Source organism: Pseudomonas sp. JBR1 (assembly GCF_028198185.1).
Taxonomy (GTDB): Bacteria; Pseudomonadota; Gammaproteobacteria; order Pseudomonadales; family Pseudomonadaceae; genus Chryseomonas; species Chryseomonas oryzihabitans_E.
Genome location: NZ_CP116340.1, coordinates 3,157,477 through 3,181,959 on the forward strand (window position 1 = coordinate 3,157,477; position 24,483 = coordinate 3,181,959).

24 protein-coding genes, 1 other RNA gene and 1 pseudogene are annotated in these 24,483 nt (G+C 65.2%); 10 read left to right on the forward strand and 16 right to left on the reverse strand.

The window, feature by feature from the left end; genetic code table 11:
* Positions 1-162 precede the first annotated feature (162 nt).
* Complete coding sequence (locus PJ259_RS14600; RefSeq protein WP_059316531.1) at positions 163-1,152, reverse strand: LLM class oxidoreductase; 990 nt, start codon at positions 1,150-1,152, stop codon at positions 163-165.
* Positions 1,153-1,708: 556 nt separating this feature from the next.
* On the opposite strand from PJ259_RS14600, the pseudogene PJ259_RS22970 reads away from it, so the two are divergent.
* Together PJ259_RS22970 and PJ259_RS22975 are read left to right on the forward strand one after the other, a co-directional pair.
* A pseudogene (locus tag PJ259_RS22970) lies at positions 1,709-2,728 on the forward strand (methyl-accepting chemotaxis protein); the annotation flags it as partial.
* 141 nt (positions 2,729-2,869) lie between these two features.
* Positions 2,870-3,583, forward strand: a complete 714-nt coding sequence (locus PJ259_RS22975; RefSeq protein WP_423815063.1) for a methyl-accepting chemotaxis protein — start codon at positions 2,870-2,872, stop codon at positions 3,581-3,583.
* Between the two features lie 43 nt (positions 3,584-3,626).
* Here PJ259_RS22975 and PJ259_RS14610 read toward each other — a convergent pair whose 3' ends face one another.
* From PJ259_RS14610 to yrfG, 5 genes are all read right to left on the reverse strand, one after another.
* Positions 3,627-4,187 carry a nucleotidyltransferase family protein gene (locus PJ259_RS14610; RefSeq protein ID WP_017639438.1) on the reverse strand — a complete coding sequence of 187 codons (561 nt, stop codon included), beginning with the start codon at positions 4,185-4,187 and terminating at the stop codon, positions 3,627-3,629.
* Positions 4,188-4,364: 177 nt separating this feature from the next.
* On the reverse strand, positions 4,365-6,689 hold the full coding sequence (locus tag PJ259_RS14615; protein ID WP_271653304.1) for an FdhF/YdeP family oxidoreductase: 2,325 nt from the start codon (positions 6,687-6,689) through the stop codon (positions 4,365-4,367).
* A gap of 16 nt (positions 6,690-6,705) precedes the next feature.
* Entirely contained in the window at positions 6,706-7,521 is an 816-nt protein-coding gene (gene fdhD / locus PJ259_RS14620) for a formate dehydrogenase accessory sulfurtransferase FdhD (RefSeq protein ID WP_059316535.1), read from the reverse strand.
* 94 nt (positions 7,522-7,615) lie between these two features.
* The gene (locus PJ259_RS14625) at positions 7,616-8,509 is read right to left on the reverse strand and encodes a LysR family transcriptional regulator (protein ID WP_059316536.1); all 894 of its coding nucleotides are present in this window, start codon (positions 8,507-8,509) and stop codon (positions 7,616-7,618) included.
* Between the two features lie 74 nt (positions 8,510-8,583).
* A complete protein-coding gene (gene yrfG, locus PJ259_RS14630) occupies positions 8,584-9,243 on the reverse strand; it encodes a GMP/IMP nucleotidase (protein WP_059316537.1) in 660 nt (219 codons plus the stop codon).
* Positions 9,244-9,306: 63 nt separating this feature from the next.
* Here yrfG and nudE point away from each other — a divergent pair, with 63 nt between their 5' ends.
* Both nudE and cysQ read left to right on the forward strand, forming a co-directional pair.
* Positions 9,307-9,873 (forward strand): ADP compounds hydrolase NudE, encoded by a 567-nt coding sequence (gene nudE, locus PJ259_RS14635; protein ID WP_271653305.1) that lies wholly within the window; start codon positions 9,307-9,309, stop codon positions 9,871-9,873.
* Entirely contained in the window at positions 9,870-10,712 is an 843-nt protein-coding gene (gene cysQ, locus PJ259_RS14640; protein ID WP_271653306.1) for a 3'(2'),5'-bisphosphate nucleotidase CysQ, read from the forward strand. The genes nudE and cysQ overlap by 4 nt, the downstream gene beginning before the upstream one ends.
* Positions 10,713-10,744: 32 nt before the next feature.
* Here the strand turns inward: cysQ and PJ259_RS14645 are convergent, their stop codons facing one another.
* The 4 genes from PJ259_RS14645 to PJ259_RS14660 are packed head-to-tail and all read right to left on the reverse strand — an operon-like array spanning position 10,745 to position 15,072.
* On the reverse strand, positions 10,745-11,974 hold the full coding sequence (locus PJ259_RS14645) for a 2-octaprenyl-3-methyl-6-methoxy-1,4-benzoquinol hydroxylase (protein WP_271653307.1): 1,230 nt from the start codon (positions 11,972-11,974) through the stop codon (positions 10,745-10,747).
* Between the two features lie 19 nt (positions 11,975-11,993).
* Positions 11,994-13,175, reverse strand: coding sequence for a 2-octaprenyl-6-methoxyphenyl hydroxylase (gene ubiH, locus PJ259_RS14650; RefSeq protein WP_271653308.1), 1,182 nt, complete (start codon positions 13,173-13,175; stop codon positions 11,994-11,996).
* Positions 13,162-14,511, reverse strand: coding sequence for a Xaa-Pro aminopeptidase (gene pepP / locus PJ259_RS14655; RefSeq protein ID WP_271653309.1), 1,350 nt, complete (start codon positions 14,509-14,511; stop codon positions 13,162-13,164). Before pepP ends, ubiH begins: the two co-directional genes overlap by 14 nt.
* Before the next feature lie 6 nt (positions 14,512-14,517).
* On the reverse strand, positions 14,518-15,072 hold the full coding sequence (locus tag PJ259_RS14660; protein WP_271653310.1) for a UPF0149 family protein: 555 nt from the start codon (positions 15,070-15,072) through the stop codon (positions 14,518-14,520).
* Positions 15,073-15,170: 98 nt separating this feature from the next.
* Here PJ259_RS14660 and PJ259_RS14665 point away from each other — a divergent pair, with 98 nt between their 5' ends.
* From PJ259_RS14665 to PJ259_RS14680, 4 genes are all read left to right on the forward strand, one after another.
* Positions 15,171-15,401, forward strand: coding sequence for a TIGR02449 family protein (locus PJ259_RS14665; protein WP_007161334.1), 231 nt, complete (start codon positions 15,171-15,173; stop codon positions 15,399-15,401).
* The gene (locus PJ259_RS14670) at positions 15,398-15,706 is read left to right on the forward strand and encodes a cell division protein ZapA (RefSeq protein ID WP_017639427.1); all 309 of its coding nucleotides are present in this window, start codon (positions 15,398-15,400) and stop codon (positions 15,704-15,706) included. Before PJ259_RS14665 ends, PJ259_RS14670 begins: the two co-directional genes overlap by 4 nt.
* 57 nt (positions 15,707-15,763) lie before the next feature.
* Positions 15,764-15,941, forward strand: a non-coding RNA gene (ssrS, locus tag PJ259_RS14675) — 6S RNA.
* A gap of 9 nt (positions 15,942-15,950) precedes the next feature.
* Positions 15,951-16,586 (forward strand): 5-formyltetrahydrofolate cyclo-ligase, encoded by a 636-nt coding sequence (locus PJ259_RS14680; RefSeq protein WP_442964856.1) that lies wholly within the window; start codon positions 15,951-15,953, stop codon positions 16,584-16,586.
* Here the strand turns inward: PJ259_RS14680 and PJ259_RS14685 are convergent.
* Complete coding sequence (locus tag PJ259_RS14685; RefSeq protein ID WP_167348572.1) at positions 16,553-16,720, reverse strand: hypothetical protein; 168 nt, start codon at positions 16,718-16,720, stop codon at positions 16,553-16,555. The genes PJ259_RS14680 and PJ259_RS14685 overlap by 34 nt on opposite strands.
* Before the next feature lie 182 nt (positions 16,721-16,902).
* Between PJ259_RS14685 and PJ259_RS14690 the strand changes: the two genes are divergently transcribed.
* On the forward strand, positions 16,903-17,358 hold the full coding sequence (locus PJ259_RS14690; protein ID WP_271653311.1) for an EVE domain-containing protein: 456 nt from the start codon (positions 16,903-16,905) through the stop codon (positions 17,356-17,358).
* A 78-nt stretch (positions 17,359-17,436) separates the two neighbouring features.
* On the opposite strand, the gene PJ259_RS14695 is transcribed toward PJ259_RS14690, so the two are convergent.
* Complete coding sequence (locus tag PJ259_RS14695; protein ID WP_059316546.1) at positions 17,437-17,844, reverse strand: flagellar basal body-associated protein FliL; 408 nt, start codon at positions 17,842-17,844, stop codon at positions 17,437-17,439.
* A 45-nt stretch (positions 17,845-17,889) separates the two neighbouring features.
* Positions 17,890-18,915 (reverse strand): DUF5924 family protein, encoded by a 1,026-nt coding sequence (locus PJ259_RS14700; protein ID WP_271653312.1) that lies wholly within the window; start codon positions 18,913-18,915, stop codon positions 17,890-17,892.
* Between the two features lie 193 nt (positions 18,916-19,108).
* On the opposite strand from PJ259_RS14700, the gene glpT reads away from it, so the two are divergent.
* Positions 19,109-20,449: a glycerol-3-phosphate transporter gene (gene glpT, locus PJ259_RS14705; protein ID WP_059316548.1), complete on the forward strand. Its 1,341-nt coding sequence runs from the start codon at positions 19,109-19,111 to the stop codon at positions 20,447-20,449.
* A gap of 148 nt (positions 20,450-20,597) precedes the next feature.
* Here the strand turns inward: glpT and PJ259_RS14710 are convergent, their stop codons facing one another.
* The 3 genes from PJ259_RS14710 to rho form a co-directional block, all read right to left on the reverse strand.
* Positions 20,598-21,566: a CDP-6-deoxy-delta-3,4-glucoseen reductase gene (locus PJ259_RS14710; protein ID WP_271653313.1), complete on the reverse strand. Its 969-nt coding sequence runs from the start codon at positions 21,564-21,566 to the stop codon at positions 20,598-20,600.
* A gap of 11 nt (positions 21,567-21,577) precedes the next feature.
* Positions 21,578-23,044: a 4-hydroxy-3-polyprenylbenzoate decarboxylase gene (gene ubiD / locus PJ259_RS14715; RefSeq protein WP_017639419.1), complete on the reverse strand. Its 1,467-nt coding sequence runs from the start codon at positions 23,042-23,044 to the stop codon at positions 21,578-21,580.
* 119 nt (positions 23,045-23,163) lie between these two features.
* Positions 23,164-24,426, reverse strand: coding sequence for a transcription termination factor Rho (rho, locus tag PJ259_RS14720; protein ID WP_059316550.1), 1,263 nt, complete (start codon positions 24,424-24,426; stop codon positions 23,164-23,166).
* Between the last annotated feature and the right edge of the window lie 57 nt (positions 24,427-24,483).

Consider the following 24,483-nt stretch of genomic DNA (forward strand, 5'->3'; position numbering starts at 1 on the left):
CACCAACGGCAAGGTAACAGATCGCAAAACTATGCAGAGATCAGGCCAAGGGTTGCGACCTGGTCGAACCCCCGCCACAGAGGAATCGCGCATTCGAATGACGACGCGAGAAAGTTGTTAGCCAGGCAAGTGTTACCTGGCTTCACACGGGCGCCGGGCCTTTCACTGCAGGGAAGGAAAGTGCGGCAGCACGAACTCGCCCAGCTCCTGGACGACTTCGCTGGCCGGACGGCGCGAGGGACGCAGATTGAGCGCCAGGTGATTGACGCCCGCCTCCTGCAATTGGGTGAGATAGTCCACCAGCGCTCGTCGCCCACAGGACAGGCCGGCATGGATGGGCCGTGGGGGCTGGTCCGGATCACTGGCCAGCTCGAAGAACAGGCCCTGAGCGAAGGGTTTGAACAATTCGCGCCCGCCGATCTCGTTCAGCGCCTCGCGCCAGACCCGCGTTAGCGCCGGGACATGCTCGGCAGGCACGAAGTAATAGAACCAGCCATCGGCCTTGGCGGCGATCCAGTCCACCGTCTGCCGACTGCGCCCGGTCACCAACGCCGGGATGCGACCGTGCACCGGTTTGGGCACCAGATCGGCCAGTCCCTGCAGATCGCCGAAACGGCGGAATTCACCCAGGGGAAAATTGGTTTCGCCGGCCAGCCGGAACATCTCGAAGGCATCGCGAAAGCGCTCGCCCCGTCGCTCGAACTCGCCTTCCAGGCCAAACGCCGGGTATTCCACCGGGCGATCGCCGGAGGCTACTCCCAACACCAGGCGACCATCGCTCAACTGATCGACCGAGGCCGCCATCTTGGCCAAGTGCAGGGGATGCCGCAGGGTGATGACGGCGCTGCCAGTGGCCAGGGTCAGGTGCTGGGTGATGCCGGCCAGATAGCCGAGATAGGTGAAGGGTTCGAATACCTGGCCGGCGTCGTTGAAACCAGGATCATAGAAGGGCACGTCGCGTGCCCAGAGCGCAGCGAAGCCCAATTGGTCGGCCAGCCGCGCCAGACGCGCATGGTCGCGCAGGGTCGGCATGGGATCATCGGGATAGCCCTCCAGCGGTAGCAGGAAGCCCAGGGTCAGGCGACCGGGTGCGAACAGCCGCGAAAAACCCGGATGCTGAAGGAAGGCGCGGCGACGCTCCGTGGTGGACATGGGGATTCCTTGCCAGAGAGGGAAAGCGAATGACCTTTCTATGGAGTCTAGCGGCATTCCAGGGTTCGCCGAGTGCCGGCTCGCTCATCCTCGAGCCACCCCCTTGCGACCCAGCGCGCCACGGACTGCGCATTCTCCGCCGCCCCGGCAGCCTGCATCGACCTTGGCACTCTCCTTATGCGGTCTTTTTACACCCCACCCTGCAAGCCATTTTTTCAGAAACATTATTTAACCTACTTTCTTCATATAAAGACAGACTAATAGCAAGGATAAACTTTTAGCTTTTTACTTTTATCAACTTCGCCAAATAGTGCTCGAGTCTCGCTATAGCTGAAACAAAAAGGCTTTTCTTGCAAACGGTGGTCGGCCAAGCCTCCAGGCAGAGCTTGAAGGGACACTCCATAAATAGATTTACCAATTTGGCGCATCTTCTTCGAAGCGGAAAATGCTCATCCCAGAGCCTTTCCAGCTGGTTTAAGATCTTTCCCTTTTTCTTTCCCTTGGCTCCGGAACATTTTTCCGAACATCAGGAATAGCATCCATGCAGTTGCACAATATGAGTGTTCGTACAAAGCTTTTTTCCGGTTTCACCGCCTTGATCATCCTCACACTGGCCATTGCCTACGCAGGCTGGTCTGGCATCCAGGCCTTGGGCCGGCGCGGCAATCTCATCGAGCAGTTCACCCAGATCGGCCTGCTCACTCGCGACATGCGCAATGCCCGCGGGGCCTTCGCCCTACTGCCGGAAACGGAGCAGGCCAATCGCTGGAAGCTCTCCATCGACGCCCTCGAAAAGCAACTGCAGGAAGCTCGCCCGCTGTTTCGACGCCCCCAGAGCCAGGCGCTGCTCGCCCGCACCGAGCAAACCCTCCAGGAATATCGTGACCTCTATCAGCAGACGCTGAAGGTGACCCAGGACCGCGATGCCACCATCCAGAGCATAAGAGAGACTGGCGATACGCTAGACAAGCAGCTTCAAGACGCCTCCAGCACGCTGGATAGCCAGATCGACCATGGCGGCGTGCAATTCTCGCCCCTGCTGGCGGCCCTGCAAAAACTGCGAATCGACTTCCGCGTCTATGTGCTTAAATCCGCCGGCCCGCAGCAGGAAGCCCTGCAGACCTCACTGGGCAAGGTCGGTGCCGTACTCAAGGCTCTGCCATCCAGCAGCGCCTCGACCACGGGCCTGCAGCGACTGCCAGAACTCTTCGACCAGTATCAGCGCCAGATACAGCAGCTGTTCACCATTCAGAAGCAGTTCGAACAAGCCGACGACGGCCTGGACCAGCGCATCCTGGCGCTGCTCAGGACCGCCGACGAGATGAAGCAGGTACAGAACCAGTTCCGTCTCGGCGATATCCGCGATGCCAAGCTGATGCTCTTTGGCGGCCTGCTCCTGGCGGTGCTGCTGAGCCTGGTCGCCGCCTGGATCATCACCCGCTCCATCGTGACGCCACTGCGCCAGACCCTTGGCACCGTGGAACGGATCGCCGCGGGCGACCTGACCGTCGAGACCCAGGCCGACCGCAAGGACGAACTCGGCCTCCTGCAGGCGGCCATGCAACGCATGATCGTCAATCTGCGCGAGCTTATCCGCGAGCAGAAGGACGGCGTCGTCCAAGTCGCCAGCGCCGCTGAAGAGCTCTCCGCCATCACCCAGCAGACGCGGGCGGGCGCCACGGCGCAAAAGGTGGAGACCGAGCAGATCGCCACCGCCATGCAGCAGATGACCGCCACCATCGGCGAGGTGGCCCGCAATGCCGAGCAGGCCTCCATGACCGCCCGCGAGGCCACGCTCAAGACTCGCGAAGGCGATGAGATGGTCAACCAGGTCGCCACCCAGATCGAAACCCTGGCGCAGGAAGTGGACAGTACCCAGGTGACCATGGAGCTGCTCAAGCAGGACGCCGATCGCATTGGCGGCGTGCTGGACGTGATCAAGGCCGTCGCCGAACAGACCAACCTGCTGGCACTCAATGCGGCCATCGAGGCGGCCCGTGCCGGCGAGGCAGGTCGTGGCTTTGCCGTGGTGGCCGACGAGGTACGCGGGCTGGCGCAGCGCACCCGCTCTTCCACCGATGAAATCGCCAGCCTGATCACCAGCCTGCATGGCAGCACCGACAAGATGAGCGAGGCGCTGGAGCGCAACATCCAGTTGACCGGCGACAGCGTCGGCCTGACCCGCCAAGCCGGCGTGGTACTGGCCAGTGTCAGTAGCGCGGTGGGCGAAATCGAGGCCATGAACGAGCAGATCGCGGCGGCCGTCGAGCAGCAGAGCGCGGCGGGTGAGAACATCAGTCGCAGCGTGGTCAAGGTTCATGAGGTCGCCGACCAGACCGCCGCCGCTACCGAGGAAACCGCCGGTTCCAGTACCGAGCTGGCCCGCCTGAGCCTGCAACTGCAGGAGCTGACCGCACGCTTCAAGGTCTGACGCCAGCGCCGAAGCGGTTCGCCACCCGCTTCGGCGTTTGCCATCAATCCCGCTCGGCAAACCCAGGCTTCTGCACGTGCAAGCGTGGCCAGCGCGTCAGCCAGCCTTTGCTCGACAGGCGCTGGCGAAAGGCGTCGAGCCGGGGCCGCCAGGGATTCGGCGTCAGGTGCAAGGCGAAGAGCCCATCCTGGACGAAGGGGCTGACCACCTCGAGTTCGCCCGTCTCGGTGAGGCGCGCGGCCAGCGCGGACTCCACCTCGACCCAGAAACGCATGGCATCCAGGCTATCGGCATAGGGTGCATCGTCGTTGCGTAGATGCATGGCAGCCTGGTTGCGCACCGACCAGGGCCACCCCGGCGCCCGCTCCGCCAGCGCCATCTCGATGGCCCTGTCCCGTTCGGGCCGGCAGTCGGTTACATCGAAATAGATGACATCCAGATCCACCAGCGGTGTCGGCACGGTATAGCCGTGCAGCCGATCCCAGACCAGATTGCGCACGAAGCCGGCCGCCAGCCAGGCATCGGGCAGCTGCAATCCCGCAAGAACGGCAAGCAGCTGGCAGCGGACCGGATCCTCGCCGAGCCAGGTGGCGATGCGTTGCATCGCTGTCCTTTCCTCGGAGCCTATTGAAAAGCTACTGTGCGTTGGCCAAACGGCGTTGGAAAGGCTTCGGATGCTCATTTACCAGTCGTAAACTCCGCTTCCTCAGCCCTTTTCGTCTCGTTTGGCTCTAGCTCGCGAGACTTTGTACAGACTTTCCGATAGGACAGCCTACCCCGGTCAGGCGACCGAGGCGATGCGGTTGCCGGCGCTGGCCTTCTCGACCTTGATGGCGACGAACTTGGAAGTGGGCGTGAAGCTGCCCTCGCCATAGCTTTCCAGGGGCACCAGCGGGTTGGTCTCTGGATAGTAGCCGGCGGCCTGGCCAACCGGGATGTCGAACGGCAGCGCGGTGAAGCCGCGGACCCGGCGTTCGATGCCGTCGTCCCACAGGGCGACCAGATCCACCTTCTCGCCAGCCGTCACGCCCAGGCGATCCAGATCAGCCTGGTTGACGAAGACCACGTCGCGCTGGCCCTTCACGCCGCGATAGCGGTCATCCAGGCTGTAGATGGTGGTGTTGTACTGGTCGTGGGATCTCATGGTCTGCAGGATCAGATCCGGCTTCACGCCCTGGCGGCGGACCGCGTCCGGCAGCAGGTCATGGAGCAGTGCATTGGCGGCGAAATTAGCCTTGCCAGTGGCAGTGTTCCACTCCCGGCGCCCGGCCTTGTTACCCAGGTAGAAACCACCGGGGGCGGCCAGGCGAGCATTGAAGTCCTGGAAGCCGGGGATGACGTCGGCGATCAGGTCGCGGATGCGGTCGTAGTCCTCGATCAGCCAGTCCCAGTCCACCGGATGGTTGCCCAGCACGGCCTTGGCCAGACCGGCGACGATGGCCGGCTCGGACTTCATCTGCGACGACAGCGGCCGCAGGATGCCGGCGGATGCATGCACCATGCTGAAGCTGTCTTCCACGGTGATGGCCTGCTTGCCGCCCTTCTGCACGTCCATCTCGGTGCGACCCAGGCAGGGCAGGATCAGCGCCTGCTGGCCGGTCACCAGGTGGCTGCGGTTGAGCTTGGTGGCGATGTGCACGGTCAGCCGGCACTTGCGCAGCGCCTTGTGGGTGCGTGGAGTGTCCGGGGTGGCCTGAGCGAAGTTGCCGCCCAGGGCGATGAACACCTTGGCCTGGCCCTGCTCCATGGCGGCGATGGCCTCCACGGTGTTGTGACCGCGATTGCGCGGCGGTTCGAAGGCGAAGCGCTTGGCCAGGGCATCGCTGAGCCAGGCCGGGGCCTTCTCGTCGATGCCCATGGTGCGGTCGCCCTGGACGTTGCTGTGGCCGCGCACCGGGCAGAGACCGGCGCCAGGCTTGCCGATCTGGCCGCAGAGCAACTGCAGGTTGGCGATCTCCTGCACCGTGGCCACGGAATGGCGGTGCTGGGTGATGCCCATGGCCCAGCAGATGATGACCTTCTCGGCGCGGGCATACATGCGCGCGGCCTGCTCGATCTCGTGCAGCGACAGTCCCGACTGGCGCTCGATCAGCTCCCAGGAGGTGGCGTCGACCTGAGCCAGGTAGTCGTCCATGCCCAGGGTATGGGCAGCGATGAACTCATGGTCGAAGATACGCTTGGCGCCCTTGGCGGCGGCCTCGCGCTCCCACTGCAGCAGGTACTTGGCAATGCCGCGCAGCGCGGCCATGTCACCACCCAGGGCCGGACGGAAGTAGGCGGTGTTGGTCGGCCGCGAGTCGTTGGTGAGCATCTCCAGCGGATTCTGCGGATGCTGGAAGCGCTCCAGGCCACGCTCCTTGAGCGGGTTGAAGCAGACCACCTGGGCACCGCGCTTCACCGCGTTGCGCAAGGTCTCGATCATGCGCGGGTGGTTGGTGCCCGGGTTCTGGCCGATGACGAAGATGGCATCGGCCTCGTCCAGGTCGTGATAGGTCACGGTGCCCTTGCCGACGCCGATACTGCGACCCAGGCCGACGCCGCTGGCCTCGTGGCACATGTTCGAGCAGTCGGGGAAGTTGTTGGTGCCATAGGCGCGCACGAACAGCTGGTAGAGGAAGGCCGCCTCGTTGCTGGCGCGACCCGAGGTGTAGAACTCGGCTTCGTCGGGGCTGCCCAGGGCCTTGAGCTCCTTGGCGATGAGCGCGAAGGCCGCGTCCCAGGCGATGGGCACATAGCGATCGGTGGCCGCGTCATAGCGCAGCGGCTCGGTCAGCCGGCCCTGGTATTCGAGCCAGTAGTCGCTCTGCTCCTGCAGCGAGGTCACACTGTGGCGGGCAAAGAAGGCCGCATCGACACGGCGCTTGGTGGCTTCCCAGTTGACCGCCTTGGCGCCGTTCTCGCAGAACTTCACCAGGCCGTTTTCCGGCGCCTCGCCCCAGGCACAGCCCGGGCAGTCGAAGCCGTGGTCCTGGTTGGTCTTGAGCAGCGTACGCAGATTCTTGAAGGCGTTGCCGCTGTCGAGCCAGAAATGCACCACGCTCTTCAGGGCGCCCCAGCCGGCGGCGGGGCCTTGATAGGGTTTGAAGGACTGCTGAGGTTTGTTCATGGCGATTCCCGTGGGATCAAGGGGCAACGGGCGCCGGGGCATAGACCCGCGGTGGCGACCGATGCGGCAGGTGGATCAGATTGAGGCGATGGCGACGCGCCCATTCCACGGCGAGCCCGGTGGGTGCCGACAGGGTGATGAGGGTGGCGAGCCCGGCGCGTACCGCCTTGTGGATGAGTTCGAGACTGCAGCGGCTGGTGACCACCACGCAGCCCTCGCGTACCGGCTGGCGCTGGCGCAGCAGGGCCCCGATGAGCTTGTCCAGGGCGTTGTGACGGCCAATGTCTTCGCGGCACAGGGTCAGTTCGCCCTGACCGTCGACGAACAGCGCGGCATGCACCGCCCCGCTGCGCTGACCGATATCCTGGGCGGCGTCGATACGTTGGCGCAGGTCGTGCAAGTGGGCGGCCGGTGGCAGCGGCACCTTGCGCAGGCGATCCAGCTGCGGCAGCGCCTGCTCCAGTGCCTCAACCCCGCACAGGCCGCAACCGCTGGTACCGGCCAGCTGCCGACGTTGTTGCTTGAGCGCCCAGAAGGTACGGCTGCTGATCTCGACGTCGACATTGAGGGCTTCACCGACCCGGCGCACCTGGATGCCATAGATGTCATCGATGGCATCGACAATGCCCGCGCTGAGGCTGAAACCGACCACGTAGTCTTCCACGTCGGCCGGCGTCGCCATCATCACCGCATGGCTGATGCCGTTGTAGGCGATGGCCAGCGCCACCTCCTCGGCCAAGAGCTGTTCGCCACGCACGGCAGGCTGCTCCAGCTCGGCGAAAAGATAGCCAGCGGGCAGCGAGGCGACGGGAACGGGCGAGTCCTGGGACATGGGTAAAAACGACCTGCGGCGGTTTGACACAGATCAAAGATTAACCAGCATATCCCAGGGCGTCTAATCGCTATCCCCAATGCCTTGATAAGCGCTATCTATCACTCTCGGCATAAAGCGCCTTGACGGCCTGGAAGCAGGCATCGGCCACCGCCAGACGGGGTTCGGTGCGCCGGATGAGCAAACCCAGCGGCGCCAGGGTGCGGGCCGTGTCGATGGGAATCAGCCGGGCATGGGGCGTAAGACGATCGAAGCCACCGGCCAGGGGCACCACGGCGCAGCACAGACCGGCATTGACGGCCTGCAACAGCAGATAGACGGCATCGGTTTCCAGCACCGGCTGCGGCGTCAGCCCCAGGCTGCGAAAGCCGTGGTCCACCGATTGACGGAAATGCATGGCGCCGGTCAGCAGGCCCAGCGGCAGCCCGGCCACCGCCTGCCAGTCCAGCGCGGCCTGGTCGAAGGTGAAATGGCGCTCGTCGTAGAGCAGCCCCATGCGTGTCTCGGTCAGGGTCAGGCTGTCGAAGCGGGCCGGATCCAGATGCTCCAGGTAGGAGATGCCCAGCTCCAGCCGATTGCTGGCCACCGCCTCGAGAATGCGCTCGGTGCTCAGCACCTGCAGCTGGAAGTGCAGCTTGGGGTGCAGCTGGCGCAGGTGCTGCAGCAGCGGCATGGGATCGAAGCTGGCCAGGGGCACCAGGCCGACCCTCAGGGTACCCACCAATTGCCCCTGGAAGGCCTGGGCCTCGGCATAGAGGCCGTCGTGGGCGGCCATCAGGGTACGTGCCCAGGCCAGGATGCGCTGACCGGCCTCGGTGAAGCCCTCGAAGCGCTGGCCGCGGCGCACCAGCTCCACACCCAGCTCCTCCTCCAGGCCACGCAAGCGCATGGACAGGGTCGGCTGGGTCACGTGGCAACGCGCCGCCGCCTGGCCGAAATGGCGCGTCTCGTCCAGGGCGATAAGAAAGCGCAGTTGCTTGATGTCCACGGGTTACCTCCAGGCGCTCTGCCCTGCTTGGCCCCCTCTCCCCCTGGGAGAGGGCTGGGGTGAGGGTCTTCTGTTCAGGCTGGCAGCAGCTCCCGATAATCCCGCACCGCCTCGAACTCCTCGCTGTCCTTGGGCCCGCGGCGGCTATCCGGCTCGTGGATCGCCAGCAGGTGGGCGATCCCATAGTCACGGGCGCTGCGCAGGACCGGCAGGTTGTCGTCGATGAACAGGGTGCGTGCCGGATCGAAGGCGAAGTCGGCCTGCAGGGCGTGCCAGAACTGCTGTTCTTCCTTGGGGAAGCCGTAGTCGTGGGAGCTGATCAGCCGGTCGAAATAGGGCGCCAGGTCGATGCGCTCCAGCTTCAGCGACAGGGAATCGCGGTGGGCGTTGGTGATCAGCGCCACCCGCTTGCCGGCGCGCTGCAGGGCGCCAAGAAAGGTGTCGGCGTCCGGGCGCAGGGCGATCAGGTGAGCGATCTCCTCCTTGAGTTCGCGCATGGAAAAGCCCAGCTCGGCGCTCCAGAAGTCCAGGCAGTACCAGGTCAGCTTGCCCTGATGGCTGAAAAACAGCGGCTCCAGCTCGGCCTTGGCCAGCGCCAGGGACTGGCCATGGCGCTCGGCATAGCGCTGCGGCAGGTACTCCAGCCAGAAATGATTGTCGAAGTGCAGGTCGAGCAGAGTGCCGTCCATGTCCAACAACACGGTGTCGATACGGCTCCAGTCGAGAGGGGTCATGGTGACTCCGGATAATGTAACAAGCGGGTTATCATACCCGTCCGCCCAGCCCAGGAGCCGTCCATGCGCCAGAAACCCACTGTTCTCGCCCGACAGATCGTGGCCAAGAGCCGTCTGTTCACCGTCGAGGAGATGCAGTTGCGCTTCGCCAACGGCGAGGAGCGCACCTACGAACGCCTGGCCAACAAGGGCACCGGCCATGGCGCGGTGATGGTGGTGGCCCTGCAGGATGCCACGCGCGCCCTGCTCATCGAGGAATACTGCGGCGGCGTGGAAGACTACGAGCTGTCGCTGCCCAAGGGCCTGGTTGAACCGGACGAAGAAATCCTCGACGCCGCCAATCGCGAACTCAAGGAAGAAGCCGGTTTCGGGGCGCACCAGCTGGAATACCTCACCGCTCTGTCACTGAGCCCCGGCTACATGAGCCAGCGTATCCATGTCGTGCTGGCTCGCGACCTCTACCCCGAGCGCCTGCCCGGTGACGAGCCCGAGCCCCTGGAGGTCAGCAGCGTCGACCTGCGCGAGCTGTCGCAGCTGGTGCAGAATCCGCGCTTTTCCGAAGGCCGTGCCCTGGCCGCCCTCTATCTGGTGCGCGACCTGCTCACCCAACGCGGAGAGTTGCCGGCATGATGGCGCCCGTTTCCATTACCGCCCCCCTGGTACTCAACGTCATCGATCTGGTGCGCCAGGCTGGCGCGGCCATACTGCCCCATTGGCGCCAGAACGTGGCGGTGCGGCAGAAGAGCGATGATTCGCCGGTGACCGCCGCCGACCTCGCCGCCCACCGGGTGCTGGCCGAGGGCCTGGCCCGGCTGACCCCGGACGTGCCGGTGCTGTCGGAAGAGGCCTGCGACATTCCCTTCGCGGCACGCAGCGCCTGGGACGTCTGGTGGGTGGTCGATCCCCTGGACGGCACCAAGGAATTCATCGATGGCAGCGAGGAATTCACCGTCAACGTAGCCCTGGTCGAGCGTGGTCAGGTGATCTTCGGCGTGGTCGGGATACCCACGCGGGATGTCTGCTTCAGCGGCGGCCGTGAACTGGGCGCCTGGCGCATCCAGGGTGAAGACGGCGTCGAGATCGGCGTGCGCAACCAGCCGGAAGACGCCTTCACCGTGGTCGCCAGCCGCCGTCACGGCAGTCCGGCCCAGCAACGGCTGCTGGACGAGTTGGGCAATACCCTCGGCGAACCCAAGTTGGTGAGCGTCGGCAGTTCGCTGAAGTTCTGCCTGCTGGCCGAGGGCCTGGCCGACCTCTATCCGCGCCTTGCCCCCACTTCCCAGTGGGACACCGCCGCTGCCCAGGGCGTGCTGGAAGGCGCCGGCGGCGAGGTCCTGACTTTGGACGGCCAGCCCCTCGCCTACGAGATGCGCGAATCCTTCCTCAACCCGCACTTCCTCGCCCTGCCCCGCGACGCCGAATGGCGCGCCCGGGTACTGGAGCTGGCCGGAGCGCTGGGCGAGGCCTGAAAGGTGCCTGCGCTCGGCGACCGTGGAAAACCTTAGGCGACTACCCTGGCCAGTTCCGGCACATCGCCGGACAGCCCCAGGGCGCGGCGCACGAACAGCGCCTTGGCCTCGAAGTGGCGATCAACCTGCTTGAGCGCAGCGTTGCGCAGCCAGCGCAGCGGCAGACGATCGTCCTGGAACAGCCGCTGGAAGCCTTCCATCGCCGCCATCATCGCCAGGTTGTGCGGCATGCGCCGACGCTCGTAGCGTTCCAGCACCCGCTGTTCGGCGATGGATTCACCGCGCGCCTGGGCATGGCGCAGCTCCTCGGCCAGCACCGCGGCGTCGAGAAAGCCCAGGTTGACGCCCTGCCCGGCCAGCGGATGGATAACGTGGGCGGCATCGCCGATCAGCGCCAGGCCAGGCTCCACATAGCGCTTGGCATGGCGCTGGCGCAGCGGGATGCACAGCCGCGTGTCGCTGCACTCCACCTTGCCCAAGCGATGCTCGAAAGCCTCGCCCAGGGCCTGACAGAAGGCCGCGTCGTCCAGGGCCATCAGCCGCTCGCCCTGCTTGGGCGTGCAGGACCAGACAATGGAGCACCAATTCGTGTCGCCGCCGCGATCCAGCGGCAGGAAGGCCAGCGGCCCATCGTCGGTGAACCTCTGCCAGGCGGTGCGCTGGTGCGATTCGGCGCAGCGCACGCTGGTGACGATGGCATGGTGCAGGTAATCCCACTCGCGGGTTTCCAGCCCGGCCAGGCGGCGCACGGCAGAGGTGGCGCCATCGGCGGCCACTACCAGGGGTGCACGGATCTGGCGATCGCCGGCCAGCTGCACCAGCCACTGGTCTCCGGAGCGACGCAGCAGTTCCAGGCGCGCCTCCGGTAGGAGCAGGACGTTGGCCTCGGCCAGGCGTTCGAGCAGGGCGTCCTGCACCACGCGATTCTCGACGATATGGCCCAGCACCTCGGCATGTACGCTGGCAGCATCGAAATGCACGGCGCCGGTGCCGGAGCCATCCCAGACATGCATCGCCTGGTAGGGACTGACGCGGCGCGCGAGGATGCCATCCCAGGCGCCCAGGCGCTGCAGGATGCGCTGGCTGGCCAGCGACAGGGCACTGACCCGGGGCTCGAAGGGCAGGTCGCCCTCGGTCGCGCCAGGTGTGAGCGGGCCGCGGTCGAGCAGCACCACCGACAGGCCGCTGTCGGCCAGGGCCAGGGCCAGGGCGCTGCCGACCATGCCGGCACCGACGATCACCAGATCCGCATGGGTCAGCATGCTCGTTTCTCCTCGCAGGTCAGGGACGGGTACCCAGGCCCATGGCCTGGCGGGCGAAGGCGCTTTTGGCCGGAGGGCACAGCTCCAGGCCGACCAGGCCCAGGTTGCGTCCGGCACTGAGCCAGGGCCGGCTGTTGGAAAACAGCCGGGTGATGCGATCGGAAAAGCCGATGGTCAGCTGCTGGTCCAGACGCTGACGCTGCAGGTACTCCTGCAAGGTGGCGAAATCACCGGGCGCCGCAGCGCTCTCCAGCAGACACTCGGCCAGGCTGTCGACGTCGCGCAGGGAGAGATTGAATCCCTGGCCGGCGATGGGGTGCAGGCTGTGGGCGGCATTGCCCAGGACCACCAGATGCGGGCGGACCTGTTCGCTGGCCTCCAGCAGGGTCAGTGGATAGGCGTGACGGGTGCCGACCTGGGTGAAGCTGCCCAGGCGATAGCCCACCGCCTGCTGCAATTCGTCGAGAAAGACCGCGTCCGGTGCCCGTTGCAGGCGCAGCGCTTCGCTGTCCGGCTTGGTCCAGACCAGGGCACTGCGCTTGCCCGGCAGGGGCAACAGCGCCAGGGGGCCATGGGGCGTGAAGCGCTCGAAGGCGCGGCCGCCATGGCCCAGATTGGTCGAGACGTTGGCGATCAGCGCGGTCTGCTCGTAGAGGGTGCGGCGCACCTCGATACCGAGGGACTCACGTAGCGCCGAGCGCCCGCCGTCGGCCAGCACCGCGAGACCACATTCCAGGGTCGCGCCGTCATCCAGTTCCAGGCGATAGCCGTCGGCCATAGCGGTGAGGCTGCGCACCTCGGCCGGGCAGCGCCAGTCCACCACCTCGCGATCCAGTGCCTGCCAGAGCACCTGGCCGATCCAGGCGTTCTCCACCACATAGCCCAGCGCCGGCAGATTCTCGTTTTGGGCAAGCAGCTGGGTCACGCCGAAGCGGCCCTGATCCGACACCTGGATCTCGCGGATCGCCTCGGCATGGTCGGCCAGGGTGTCCCACACGCCCAGGCGCTGGTAGATCAGCCGCGAGCCGTAGGACAACGCCGAGGAGCGGGCGTCGTAGCTGGGCTGATAGTTGTCGCCAGGGGCGAAAGGCTCCACCAGCAGGATGCGCCAGCCGCGCGCCTTGGCGCCGGCCTGCAGGGCCAGGGCCAGGCTGGCGCCGACCAGGCCGCCGCCGATGATGGCGATATCAGGACGTTGCATGAGCGTTCTCCCGGCAGCCGCTCGCGGCTGCCATCAAGCCTTCGATCTCCGCGGCCGCCTTGGGCAGGCCGGCGGTCAGCACCTCGCAGCCACTGCGCGTCACCAGTACTTCGTCTTCGATGCGGATGCCCAGGCCGCGCCATTTGCGCGGCACCTCGGCGTCCGGCGGGATATAGAGTCCGGGTTCCACGGTCAGCACCATGCCGGGCTCCAGCATCCGCCACTGGTCGCCGATGCGGTATTCACCCACGTCATGGACATCCAGCCCTAGCCAGTGACCGGCGCGGTGCATGTAGAACTCGCGACAGGCGCCTGCCTCGATCAGGTCGTCCAGGGCGCCCTGGAGCAGACCCAGTTTCAACAGGCCCTCGGTGATCACCCTGACCGTGGCCTCATGGGGTTCGTTCCAGTGCCGCCCAGGCGCCACGCAAGCGATGGCGGCCTGGTTGGCAGCCAGCACGATGTCGTACAGCTGCCGCTGCTCCGGCGAGAAGCGACCACTGACCGGAAAGGTACGGGTCACGTCGCTGGCATAGCACTCCAGCTCGCAGCCGGCATCGATCAGCACCAGGTCACCGTCGCGCAGTAGCGCATCGTTGGCCTGGTAATGCATCACGCAGGCGTTGGCCCCCGCCGCAACGATGGAGCCATAGGCCGCCAGTCGGGCACCACCCTGGCGAAAGCAATAGTCCAGCTCCGCCTCCAGGTGATACTCGCGCAGCCCCGGCCGGCAGGCCTGCATGGCACGCAGGTGAGCGGCGCAGGTCAGCTCGGCCGCGGCCTTGAGCAGACGCACCTCGGCGGCCGACTTGTACAGCCGGCTGTCGTGCAGCAGGGTATCCAGCGCCAGCAGCTCCCGTGGCGGCGAGGCGCCCTGGTCGGCCTTGGCGCGGATCAGTTCGATCCAGTTGAGCAATTGGCGCTCGAATTCCGGATGGGCACCCATGGCGTAGTAGACCCGCTCGCGGCCTTCGAGCAGGCCGGGCAGGATGTCGTCCAGATCGCCGATGGGAAAGGCGTCGTCCGCGCCATAGTCGGCCAGCGCCCCTTCCTGACCCGCGCGCCGTCCCTCCCAGCGCTCCATTTCCGCGTCCCGCTCGCGGCAGAACAGCAGGTATTCACCATGGGCACGGCCGGGAATCAGCACGGCCAGGGCTTCCGGCTCGGGAAAACCGGTGAGGTACTGGAAGTCGCTGTCCTGGCGATAGGGCTGCTCGATGTCGCGGTTGCGCAGGCACACCGGCGCAGCAGGCAACAGGGCGATGCCGCCGTGGCCGATCTCGGCCATCAGGGCGCGGCGGCGACGGGCGAATTCGGCCTTGTGGATCCGCGGCATGGCCGCTCAGTGCACCACGGGCGCAGGTTCGGGGATGGGGCCGCGGCCGTACTCGCCATAGAGCAGCAGCGGGGCCACGCGCAGGTATTCGGTGACTTCCATGAAGTCGTTCTCACCCTCTTCGCCTTCCTCGGCGGGTTCCTGAATCTGCGCGATGGCTGCCAGGTCTTCGAGTACCTCGCGCGCCTCGCCGGAGACCTCGCCCGTACGCCCGGACAGGCCGAAGCCGGCCAGAAAGCCCTGGCACCACTGACCCAGGGCGGCGGTGCGCTCGGCAAGGGGGAATTCGTCCGGTGGCAGCATCAGCACCAGGGCCACCTGCTGGCCGGCGAATTCCTGCTGCACCATGCCCAGCAGCCCCGAGAGCGCCGCCTGCAAACGCTCGCTCGGCGCGCCACCGAGCAGCTCGCTGGCCGCAGCCAGCCAGTCGTTCTCGTCGAAGCCCGCGCCCCCGCAGACCCGCCCGAGCAGGTGACCGTGGAGTTCGGCGGGCGAGACCGGCAAAGCGGCCTCGGCGAGCAGGGTGGAGAAGGCGGCGTAGGCGGATGCTGAGCTGGACATGGCGTCGAGGTGAGGCGCTGGCTAGAATGAAGCCTTATCCTACGCGCTGACCCCGCCGGCGGCCAATCTCGTTGCACCCTTCTGGAGCTGTAGCCCTCATGCGCGAGTCTCGCGACACGCCCCTCGACGCCGATCTGGAAGCCCTCGGTGACCGTGTGGAGCGCCTGCTCCTGCGTCTTGAGGAATTGCAGCGGCAGAATCGACAACTGCGCCAGGGCGAGCGCAACTGGCGCCAGGAGCGCGCCGAGTTGATCGAAAAGAACGAATTGGCCAGATCGAAGGTCGAAGCGATGATTTTACGCCTGAAAGCCTTGGAGCAGGACTCATGAGCATCGAGACCGTGACCGTCCAGATAATGGAAAAGGAATATCGCATCAGCTGTCCCGCTGACGAGCGTGCCAACCTGGAGAGCACCGCCCGTTACCTGGACGGCAAGATGCGCGAGATCCGCGCCAGCGGGAAGGTCATCGGCGCCGACCGCGTGGCCGTGATGGCCGCCCTCAACATCACCCACGAACTGCTGCATCGCCAGGATGATGTCAGCCTGGAAGTGAGCAGCACCCGCGAACGGGTTCGCGACCTGCTGGATCGCGTCGACCGCGCCCTGATCACCGAACACGACACCACTGCCTGACAGCCGACCGAGATAGGCGGGGGTTTGCATCCCGGCTCAGGGGCGTATACTGGAGATCACTCTCTGGTGTGTGCGCCAGTCGGTCATGTCCCCGAGCCGATAAGCAACACCCCGGGGGTTGCTCGTAAGACTGGTGTGCATGTCCGCTACGGCGGAAAGCCTAAAGGTCTACGACTTCTCCCACCTTGAACCAAGGGTTCAAGGGCTACACCGGCAGCGGCATTCCGGAGAGCTCATTTCTTTCATGTCCATCCCGCCCTCTTCCGACCTCAGTCGGCCCGCGCTGCGCAAGCTACTGCGCCAGCGACGTCGCGCCCTCACGCCCATCCAGCAACGCCAGGCCGCCCGCGAACTGTATCGCCAGCTTGCCCAGCATCCGCTGTTTCGTCGCGCCCACCATATCGCGTTCTACCTGCCCAGCGATGGCGAGATCGATCCGCGCCCGTTGCTCGAAGAAGCCCAGCGCCGCGGCAAGGCCACCTACCTCCCGGTACTCTCCCGCTGGCCGCGCACGGCGATGATCTTTCAACGGGTCGGCCGCGGCGAGTCCTGGGTGCGCAATCGCTTCGGCATCGCCGAGCCACGCCCCGATCGGCGTCTTGGTCGACCAACCTGGGCGCTGGACCTGATCCTGATGCCGCTGGTGGGCTTCGATCCCCAGGGCGGACGCCTGGGCATGGGCAAGGGCTTCTATGACCGCAACCTGGCCTATCTGGCGCGGCGACGGCAGTGGCACAGCCCACAGCTGATCGGCTGTGCCCATGAATGTCAGAAGGTGGAGCGATTGACCCTGGCGGCCTGGGACGTGCCCATGGCGGCCGTGGTGAGCGATGGTGGCTGGTACGGTCAGCGCGCGGGCGAGACGCCCCGCGTCGACTGAACGTCGCCGGCATAGCGGGCGTACTGCTGCTGGCTTTGGCGCTGTTCCCAGAAACTCTGGGTGTACCCGGTGGTGACCACGCCCAGGGTGAAGATCAGGACCAGCACCCATAACAGATCAGGTTTGCGTTTCATCGAGCTGGGCCACCCCCTTGCTGGCACCTTTGGGCAGGACAGGACGTCGCCCTGTTATGCTCAGCGCGTACGGTCAGACTACATCCGGAATGCGCGGCATTCTGCGACAAGCGGTCGCCCCTTGCAATCGACCAGACCCCTTCCTGGAAGCTCCCGAGCCTCCATTCGTCAGGAGACGAACCGTGGCCTGCTGGCTGTTGAAATCCGAGCCCGATGAGTTCTCACTTAACGACCTGCAACGCCTGGGCCAGGCGCGCTGGGATGGCGTGCGCAATTACCAGGCGCGCAATTTCCTACGTGCCATGGCACCCGACGACCTGTTCTTCTTTCATCATTCGAGTTGCGCCGAGCCAGGCATCGCCGGCATCGGCCGAATCGTAGGCGAGGCCTTCGACGATCCCACCGCCCTGGATCCAGAGAGCCCCTACCATGCACCCAAGGCCAGCGCCGACAGCAACCCCTGGACGGCGCGCCAGGTCGCCTTCGTCGAAGCCTTTCCGCGGGTGTTGACGCTGCCGCGCCTGCGCGCGCTGCCGGCGCTTGCCGACTTCGCCCTGCTGCGCAAGGGCAACCGGCTTTCGGTGATGCCGGTCAGCGCCACGGAGTGGGCGGCGATCGTCAACGCGGCCCGCGGCTGAATCGGCGCCAGAGGCTGCTCACGAGACCGGAACGAAGGCGACATTTTCAACACTGCCTAGCAGGTCGCGCGCCGCTTCTCAGGGCTGGATGATCAGGTTGTTGAATAGCAGATCCTCCACCAGGGGCTTGCCCTCCTCCTGGGTGATCACGCTCTGTACCTGCTTGAGGGCCTCCTGCCGCAGCTTCTCGCGCGCCTCCACGCCGGCCAGGGTCTCGTCGGTCTGCTGGGCGAAGAGCATCACCAGCTGATTGCGGATCAGCGGCTCGTGGAACTCCACCCGGTCCTTGGCTTCCTTGCCGGTCACCATCAGCGCGATATCGGCCTTGTAGTACTTGAGCTTGGGCCCGCTGCCGTAGTTACCGACCAGCGCCGGGGTCAAGTTGTAGAACTCGGTCTTGGGGGCCTCCCCTTCCTTTTTCTCTTCATTCGCCCAGGCATTGAGGGCCAGGCAGAAGGACAACAAAACGGCAGCGAAGACTTTCACGGCAAATCCTCTAGAGGTGGGTGCCTGCAGCATAGCCAGCAGGACTCAAGGGGTCACCTCGAACCTGAGGGTTCCGATCACCTGGCCGACGTCCGTCACCACTTGCACCTGCCAACGGCCAGTCACGTCGCCGGGAAAGTTCTGCTTGTGGGTCCAGGCACGATAGCCCGCCTCCCGACCGCCGCTGATGTCCAGGGGAATGCGATCCACTTCCCGACCGGCATGGCGCCAGACGTGATAGATGCGTTCGTTCAGGCCCCGTGGCGCATTGATGGCGGTGAAGGCATAGAGCCCCTGGGCGCGCAGCTGGGCACCGCTCAGCGTCTTCACCGCATCGCCGGGCTGGCGCTTGAGGCTGTCGAAGTTGGTACTCATACCCATGTCGGTCAGCCACAGGGTCGCCGGCGGTACCCAGGCGCGCCCCAGCCAACCGAAGGCGCCGATGGCCAGGCACAGCCCCAGCAAGCCCAGCCAGCGCCAGCCCAGGCGCACCCGGAAGGCCACTGCCAGACTGGGAAAGGACAGCAGTACGGCGACGCCCAGCGCCAGTTCGTAGCTCTGGGTGGTGGTCAGGTGCAGGATGATCGGCAAGGCGGTGAGCAATACCGCGAACAGTGTCAGGGTGTGGTAGCTGAGGAATACCCAGCGCCGCGGCGCCAGGGTCTTGTAGTAGAGCGGATCGATGATGGAAACCAGTGCGGCCGCGCCAAGCAGCCCGGTGAACAGCGCCTGGCCGCTGTTCCAGGCCGTGGTGATGGCAAAGAACGGCAGGCAGAAGAACAGACTCTCCTGGTGGATCAGCTGGGTGGCGTAGCGCAGCAGCGGCGGCGGCAATTCCCAGCCGAAGCGGCGGCTGACCCAGCCCCTGAGCACGTTTTCCAGCATCAGCCAGACCCAGCTCGCCAGCATGATCACCGCCATCACGGGCGCGAAGCCTTTCTGCCGGTCCACCAGCAGGAAGCTGCAGATCCCCGAGATGAAGCCGGCCAGGGCGATCAGTCGCGGATAGCGCTCGAACAGCGCCAGGGCGAGGTTAAGGGCACGAGAAGACAGGACTTTCCAGGCAGGCATAGCGACTCGCGAAAAACGACGACGGCAGGACGCGCCACCCTAGGCGCGCAACCCGTACAGATCAAGGGGCAAACCCGGCCCTGGCTGCCGCAGAGCGGAAAAGCCTGTTCAGGCTGTAATATCATTGTAATATTCGAAAACGAACCTGGAATGTTCGCTTTCGATTAATACTTATAACAATACCGAGGCTCCCATGCTTGGAATCTTCGCTCCCGCGGCCCATAGCGCGCCGCTGCCCGCCGATCGTATCGACCCCGTCTACCGTCGCCTCCGCTGGCAGATCTTTGCCGGGATCTTTATCGGCTACGCGGGCTACTACCTGCTGCGCAAGAACTTCTCGCTGGCCATGCCCTACCTGGTGGAGCAAGGTTACAGCCGGGGTGAACTGGGCGTGGCGCTCTCCGCGGTGGCCATTGCCTACGGCCTGTCCAAGTTCCTCATGGGTCTGGTCTCGGACCGTTCCAACCCACGCTATTTCCTGCCCTTCGGGCTGGCCATGTCGGCGCTGGTGATGCTGCTGTTCGGATTCGCGCCCTGGGCTACCTCCAGTGTCAGCATCATGTTCGTCCTGCTGTTTCTCAATGGCTGGTTCCAGGGGATGGGCTGGCCGCCCAGCGGTCGCACCATGGTGCACTGGTGGTCGCAGAAGGAGCGCGGCGGTGTGGTCTCGGTGTGGAACGTCGCCCACAACGTGGGCGGCGGTCTGATCGGGCCGCTGTTCCTGCTCGGCCTGGCCTGGTTCAACGACTGGCATGCGGCCTTCTATGTCCCGGCCGTGGTGGCCCTGGCAGTCGCCGTGTTCGCCTTCATCGCCATGCGCGACACCCCGCAATCCTGCGGCCTGCCATCGGTGGAAAACTGGAAACAGGATTTCCCCGAAGGCTACAGCGAAGGCCATGAGCGCGAATTCTCCACCAAGGAGATCTTCGTCGAATACGTACTGAAGAATCGCCTGCTCTGGTACATCGCCCTGGCCAACGTCTTCGTCTACCTGCTGCGCTATGGCGTGCTGGACTGGGCACCCACCTACCTCAAGGAAGCCAAGCACTTCTCGGTGGACAAGACCTCCTGGGCCTACTTCTTCTACGAGTGGGCCGGCATCCCCGGCACCCTGCTGTGCGGCTGGCTGTCGGACAAGCTGTTCCGCGGCAACCGTGGCGCGACCGGCGTGGTGTTCATGCTTGGCGTACTGGTCGCCACCCTGGTCTATTGGCTCAACCCGGAAGGCAACCCCGGTGTCGATCTGGCAGCGCTGGTGTCCATCGGCTTCCTGATCTACGGCCCGGTGATGCTGATCGGCCTGCAGGCGTTGGAACTGGTGCCCAAGAAAGCCGCTGGTACCGCCGCAGGCTTTACCGGATTGTTCGGCTACCTGGGCGGCTCGGTGGCAGCCAATGCCCTGGTGGGCTACACCGTGGACCACTTCGGCTGGGATGGCGGCTTCATGCTGCTGATCGGCTCGTGCGTCCTGGCCATCGTCTTCCTGGCGATGACCCTGAGACACACCGGCATGGTGGCCAAGTCCGCGCGCTGAGCCTAGCGGCGGTCTCGTAGGTTGGGCTGAGACGGCTCCATCGTCGAAGCCCAACGTGATCGGCGCGCAGCGGCAAGAGCTGTTGGGCTTCGCTGCGCTCAACCCAACCTACGGCGGCACATCACTGGTCGCCATGGCCGCGGCGAACCTAACTCCGCGGCGCGTAGGCGAAGACGTCGGCGCGCATCTGGTGCGCGTCCATGCCGGCTTCCACCAAGGCATCCAGGGTGGCGTAGACCATGGCTGGCGAGCCGCTGGCGTAGACGTGCAGATCGCTCAGGTCGGCGAAATCCGCGCGTACCACCTCGTGCAGCAGACCGCAGCGCCCTTCCCAGCCGCAGGCCTCGCTCACCACTCGGTTCAGGGTGAGATTGGGCAGGTCCGCCCAGGCGTCCCAGGACTCGATGGCATAGAAGTCCTCCGGTGTCCGCACACCCCAGTAGAGGTGCACCGGATGAGCGAAGCCACGGGTACGAGCGTCCTCGATGAGGCTGTGCATCTGCGCCATGCCGGTCCCGGCGGCGATCAGCACCAGGGGGCCATCGGGCAGCTCGGCCAGGTGGGCATCACCATAGGGCAGTTCGACCTGGGCCATGCCCTTGGTTTCGAATTGCGCCAGCAGTGCCTGGCTGCTGGCCTCGCGGGCCAGCACGTGCAATTCCAGCTCTCGCCCTTGGTATGGCGCGGAGGCCAGGGAAAAGGCCGACTGCTTGCCGTCATCCCGCTGGACCATCAGATACTGGCCGGCGTGATAACGCGGTGGCCGCCCGGCCGGCGCACGCAATCGCACGCGGCGCACATCACCGCCGACATCATCGAGCGCGACGACCTGGCAGGCCAGCTTGCGCACCGGCAACTCGCCTGGCGCCAGCACCCCGTCCCATTGCAGCAGGCAATCGGTCAGGGGCACGGCCACGCAGACATAGACTTCGCCATGATCGGCGGTCTGCCCGTGCTGGATGACCTGACCCTCCACCAGCAGCGCGGCGCAGAGCTGGCAATTGCCATTGCGGCAGCTGTGCGGCCCGCTGTAGCCGAGGCGCTGCGCGGCGGCCAGGATGGCTTCGCCGGGCTGGGTTTCCAATACCGCACCCGAGGGCTGCAGGGTGACCTTCATCGTCGTCTCCGTTAATCGATCCCGAGACTGGACCACATCTCGTCCACCCGTTTGACCACCGCTTCGTCCTTGACGATCGCCCGACCCCATTCGCGGGTGGTTTCACCCGGCCACTTGTGGGTGGCGTCCAGGCCCATTTTCGAGCCCAGGCCGGAGATCGGCGAGGCGAAGTCCAGGTAGTCGATGGGGGTGTTGTCGATCATCACGGTGTCGCGCTTGGGATCCATGCGCGTGGTGACGGCCCAGATGACATCGTTCCAGTCGCGGGCATTGATGTCGTCGTCGGTGACGATCACGAACTTGGTGTACATGAACTGCCGCAGGAACGACCAGACGCCCAGCATCACCCGCTTGGCATGGCCCGGGTACTGCTTCTTGATGGTCACCACCGCCATGCGGTAGGAGCAGCCTTCCGGCGGCAGGTAGAAGTCGACGATTTCCGGAAACTGCTTTTGCAGGATGGGCACGAAGACTTCGTTGAGCGCCACGCCGAGGATGGCCGGCTCGTCCGGCGGCCGTCCGGTGTAGGTGCTGTGATAGATGGGGTCGCGCCGGCGGGTGATGCGCTCCACGGTAAAGACCGGGAAGGTATCGACCTCGTTGTAGTAGCCGGTATGGTCGCCATAGGGGCCTTCCGGCGCCGTCTCACCCGGATGGATGACCCCTTCCAGCACGATTTCGGCGCTGGCCGGCACCTGCAGGTCGTTGCCCACGCACTTGATCAGCTCGCTGCGACTGCCGCGCAGAAGGCCGGCGAAGGCGTATTCGGACAGGGTATCCGGCACCGGGGTGACCGCGCCGAGGATGGTGGCCGGATCGGCGCCCAGGGCCACGGCCACCGGGTAGGGCTGGCCGGGATGCTTCTGGCACCACTCGCGGAAATCCAGGGCACCGCCACGGTGGCTCAGCCAGCGCATGATCAGCTTGTTGCGGCCGATGACCTGCTGGCGATAGATACCGAGGTTCTGGCGCTCCTTGTTGGGCCCGCGGGTGACGGTCAGGCCCCAGGTGATCAACGGCGCCACGTCGCCCGGCCAGCAGTGCTGGATCGGCAGCTTGCCCAGATCGACCGCCTCGCCTTCTTCGATCACCTCCTGGCAGGGAGCGTCCTTGAGGACCTTGGGCGCCATGCTGATGACCTTCTTGTAGATCGGCAGCTTCGACCAGGCATCCTTCAGGCCCTTGGGCGGCTCGGGCTCCTTGAGGAAGGCCAGCAGCTTGCCGATCTCGCGCAGGGCGCCGACGTCCTCGGCGCCCATGCCCAGCGCCACGCGCTGGGGCGTACCGAACAGGTTACCCAGCACGGGCATGGAAAAGCCTACGGGATTCTCGAACAGCAGCGCCGGGCCCTGCTTGCGCAAGGTGCGGTCGCAGATTTCGGTCATCTCGAGGATCGGCGAGACCGGTGCGGTCACGCGCTTCAGTTCACCACGCTGCTCCAGGCTGCGGATGAAGTCACGCAGATCTCGGTATTGCATGCGGCCTCTTGGTGCTGGGGAAAGTCTGGCAGTCTACCGCCTGAGTCGCGCATCGAGAAAGCATTGGCCCAGAAACGCGAAAGGCCGGGATTTCCCCGGCCTTTGCATGCGACGGCGCCTTACTTGCTGCGCTTCATCGAATCGAAGAACTCGTTGTTGGTCTTGGTCTGACGCAACTTGTCGAGGAGGAATTCGATGCCGGCGATCTCATCCATCGGATGCAGGATCTTGCGCAGGATCCACATGCGCGACAGCTCTTCCTCGTCGGTGAGCAGCTCTTCGCGGCGGGTGCCGGACTTGTTGATGTTGATGGCCGGGAAGACCCGCTTCTCGGCGATACGACGCTCCAGGGGCAGTTCCATGTTGCCGGTGCCCTTGAATTCCTCGTAGATCACCTCATCCATCTTCGACCCGGTTTCCACCAGCGCGGTAGCGATGATGGTCAGGCTGCCGCCTTCTTCGATGTTCCGCGCGGCACCGAAGAAGCGCTTGGGCTTCTCCAGGGCATGGGCGTCGACACCACCGGTGAGCACCTTGCCGGAGCTGGGGATCACGGTGTTGAAGGCACGGGCCAGACGGGTGATGGAGTCCAGCAGGATGACCACGTCCTTCTTGTGCTCGACCAGGCGCTTGGCCTTCTCGATCACCATGTCGGCGACCTGCACGTGGCGGGTCGGCGGCTCGTCGAAGGTGGAGGCCACCACTTCACCGCGCACGGTGCGCTGCATCTCGGTCACTTCCTCGGGACGCTCGTCGATGAGCAGCACGATGAGGTAGCACTCGGGATTGTTGCGGGTGATGTTGGCCGCGATGTTCTGCAGCATGATGGTCTTGCCCGCCTTGGGCGGTGCGACGATCAGGCCGCGCTGACCCTTGCCGATGGGGGCACAGAGGTCGATGACCCGACCGGTGAGGTCTTCGGTGGAGCCGTTGCCGGCTTCCATGGTCAGGCGCTTGGTGGGGAACAGGGGCGTCAGGTTTTCGAACAGCACCTTGTTCTTGGCGTTTTCCGGACGGTCGAAGTTGATGGTATCGACCTTGAGCAGCGCGAAGTAGCGCTCGCCCTCTTTCGGCGGACGGATCTTGCCGATGATGGTATCGCCGGTACGCAGATTGAAGCGGCGGATCTGGCTGGGGGAGACATAGATGTCGTCGGGGCCGGCCAGATAGGAGGAGTCGGCGCTACGCAGGAAGCCGAAGCCGTCCTGCAATATCTCCAGCACCCCATCTCCGGAAATCTCGTCGCCGCCTTTGGCGTGCTTCTTGAGCAGCGCAAAGATGATGTCCTGCTTGCGGGACCGGGCCATGTTTTCCAAGCCCGCGGCATCCGCCATTTCCAACAGTTCTGTGATGGGCTTTTGCTTGAGTTCGGTCAGATTCATAGACGTATGTTGACGTGAGAAGAGGCGAGGGAGGGATTCGAGCTGAGCGGCCGGATG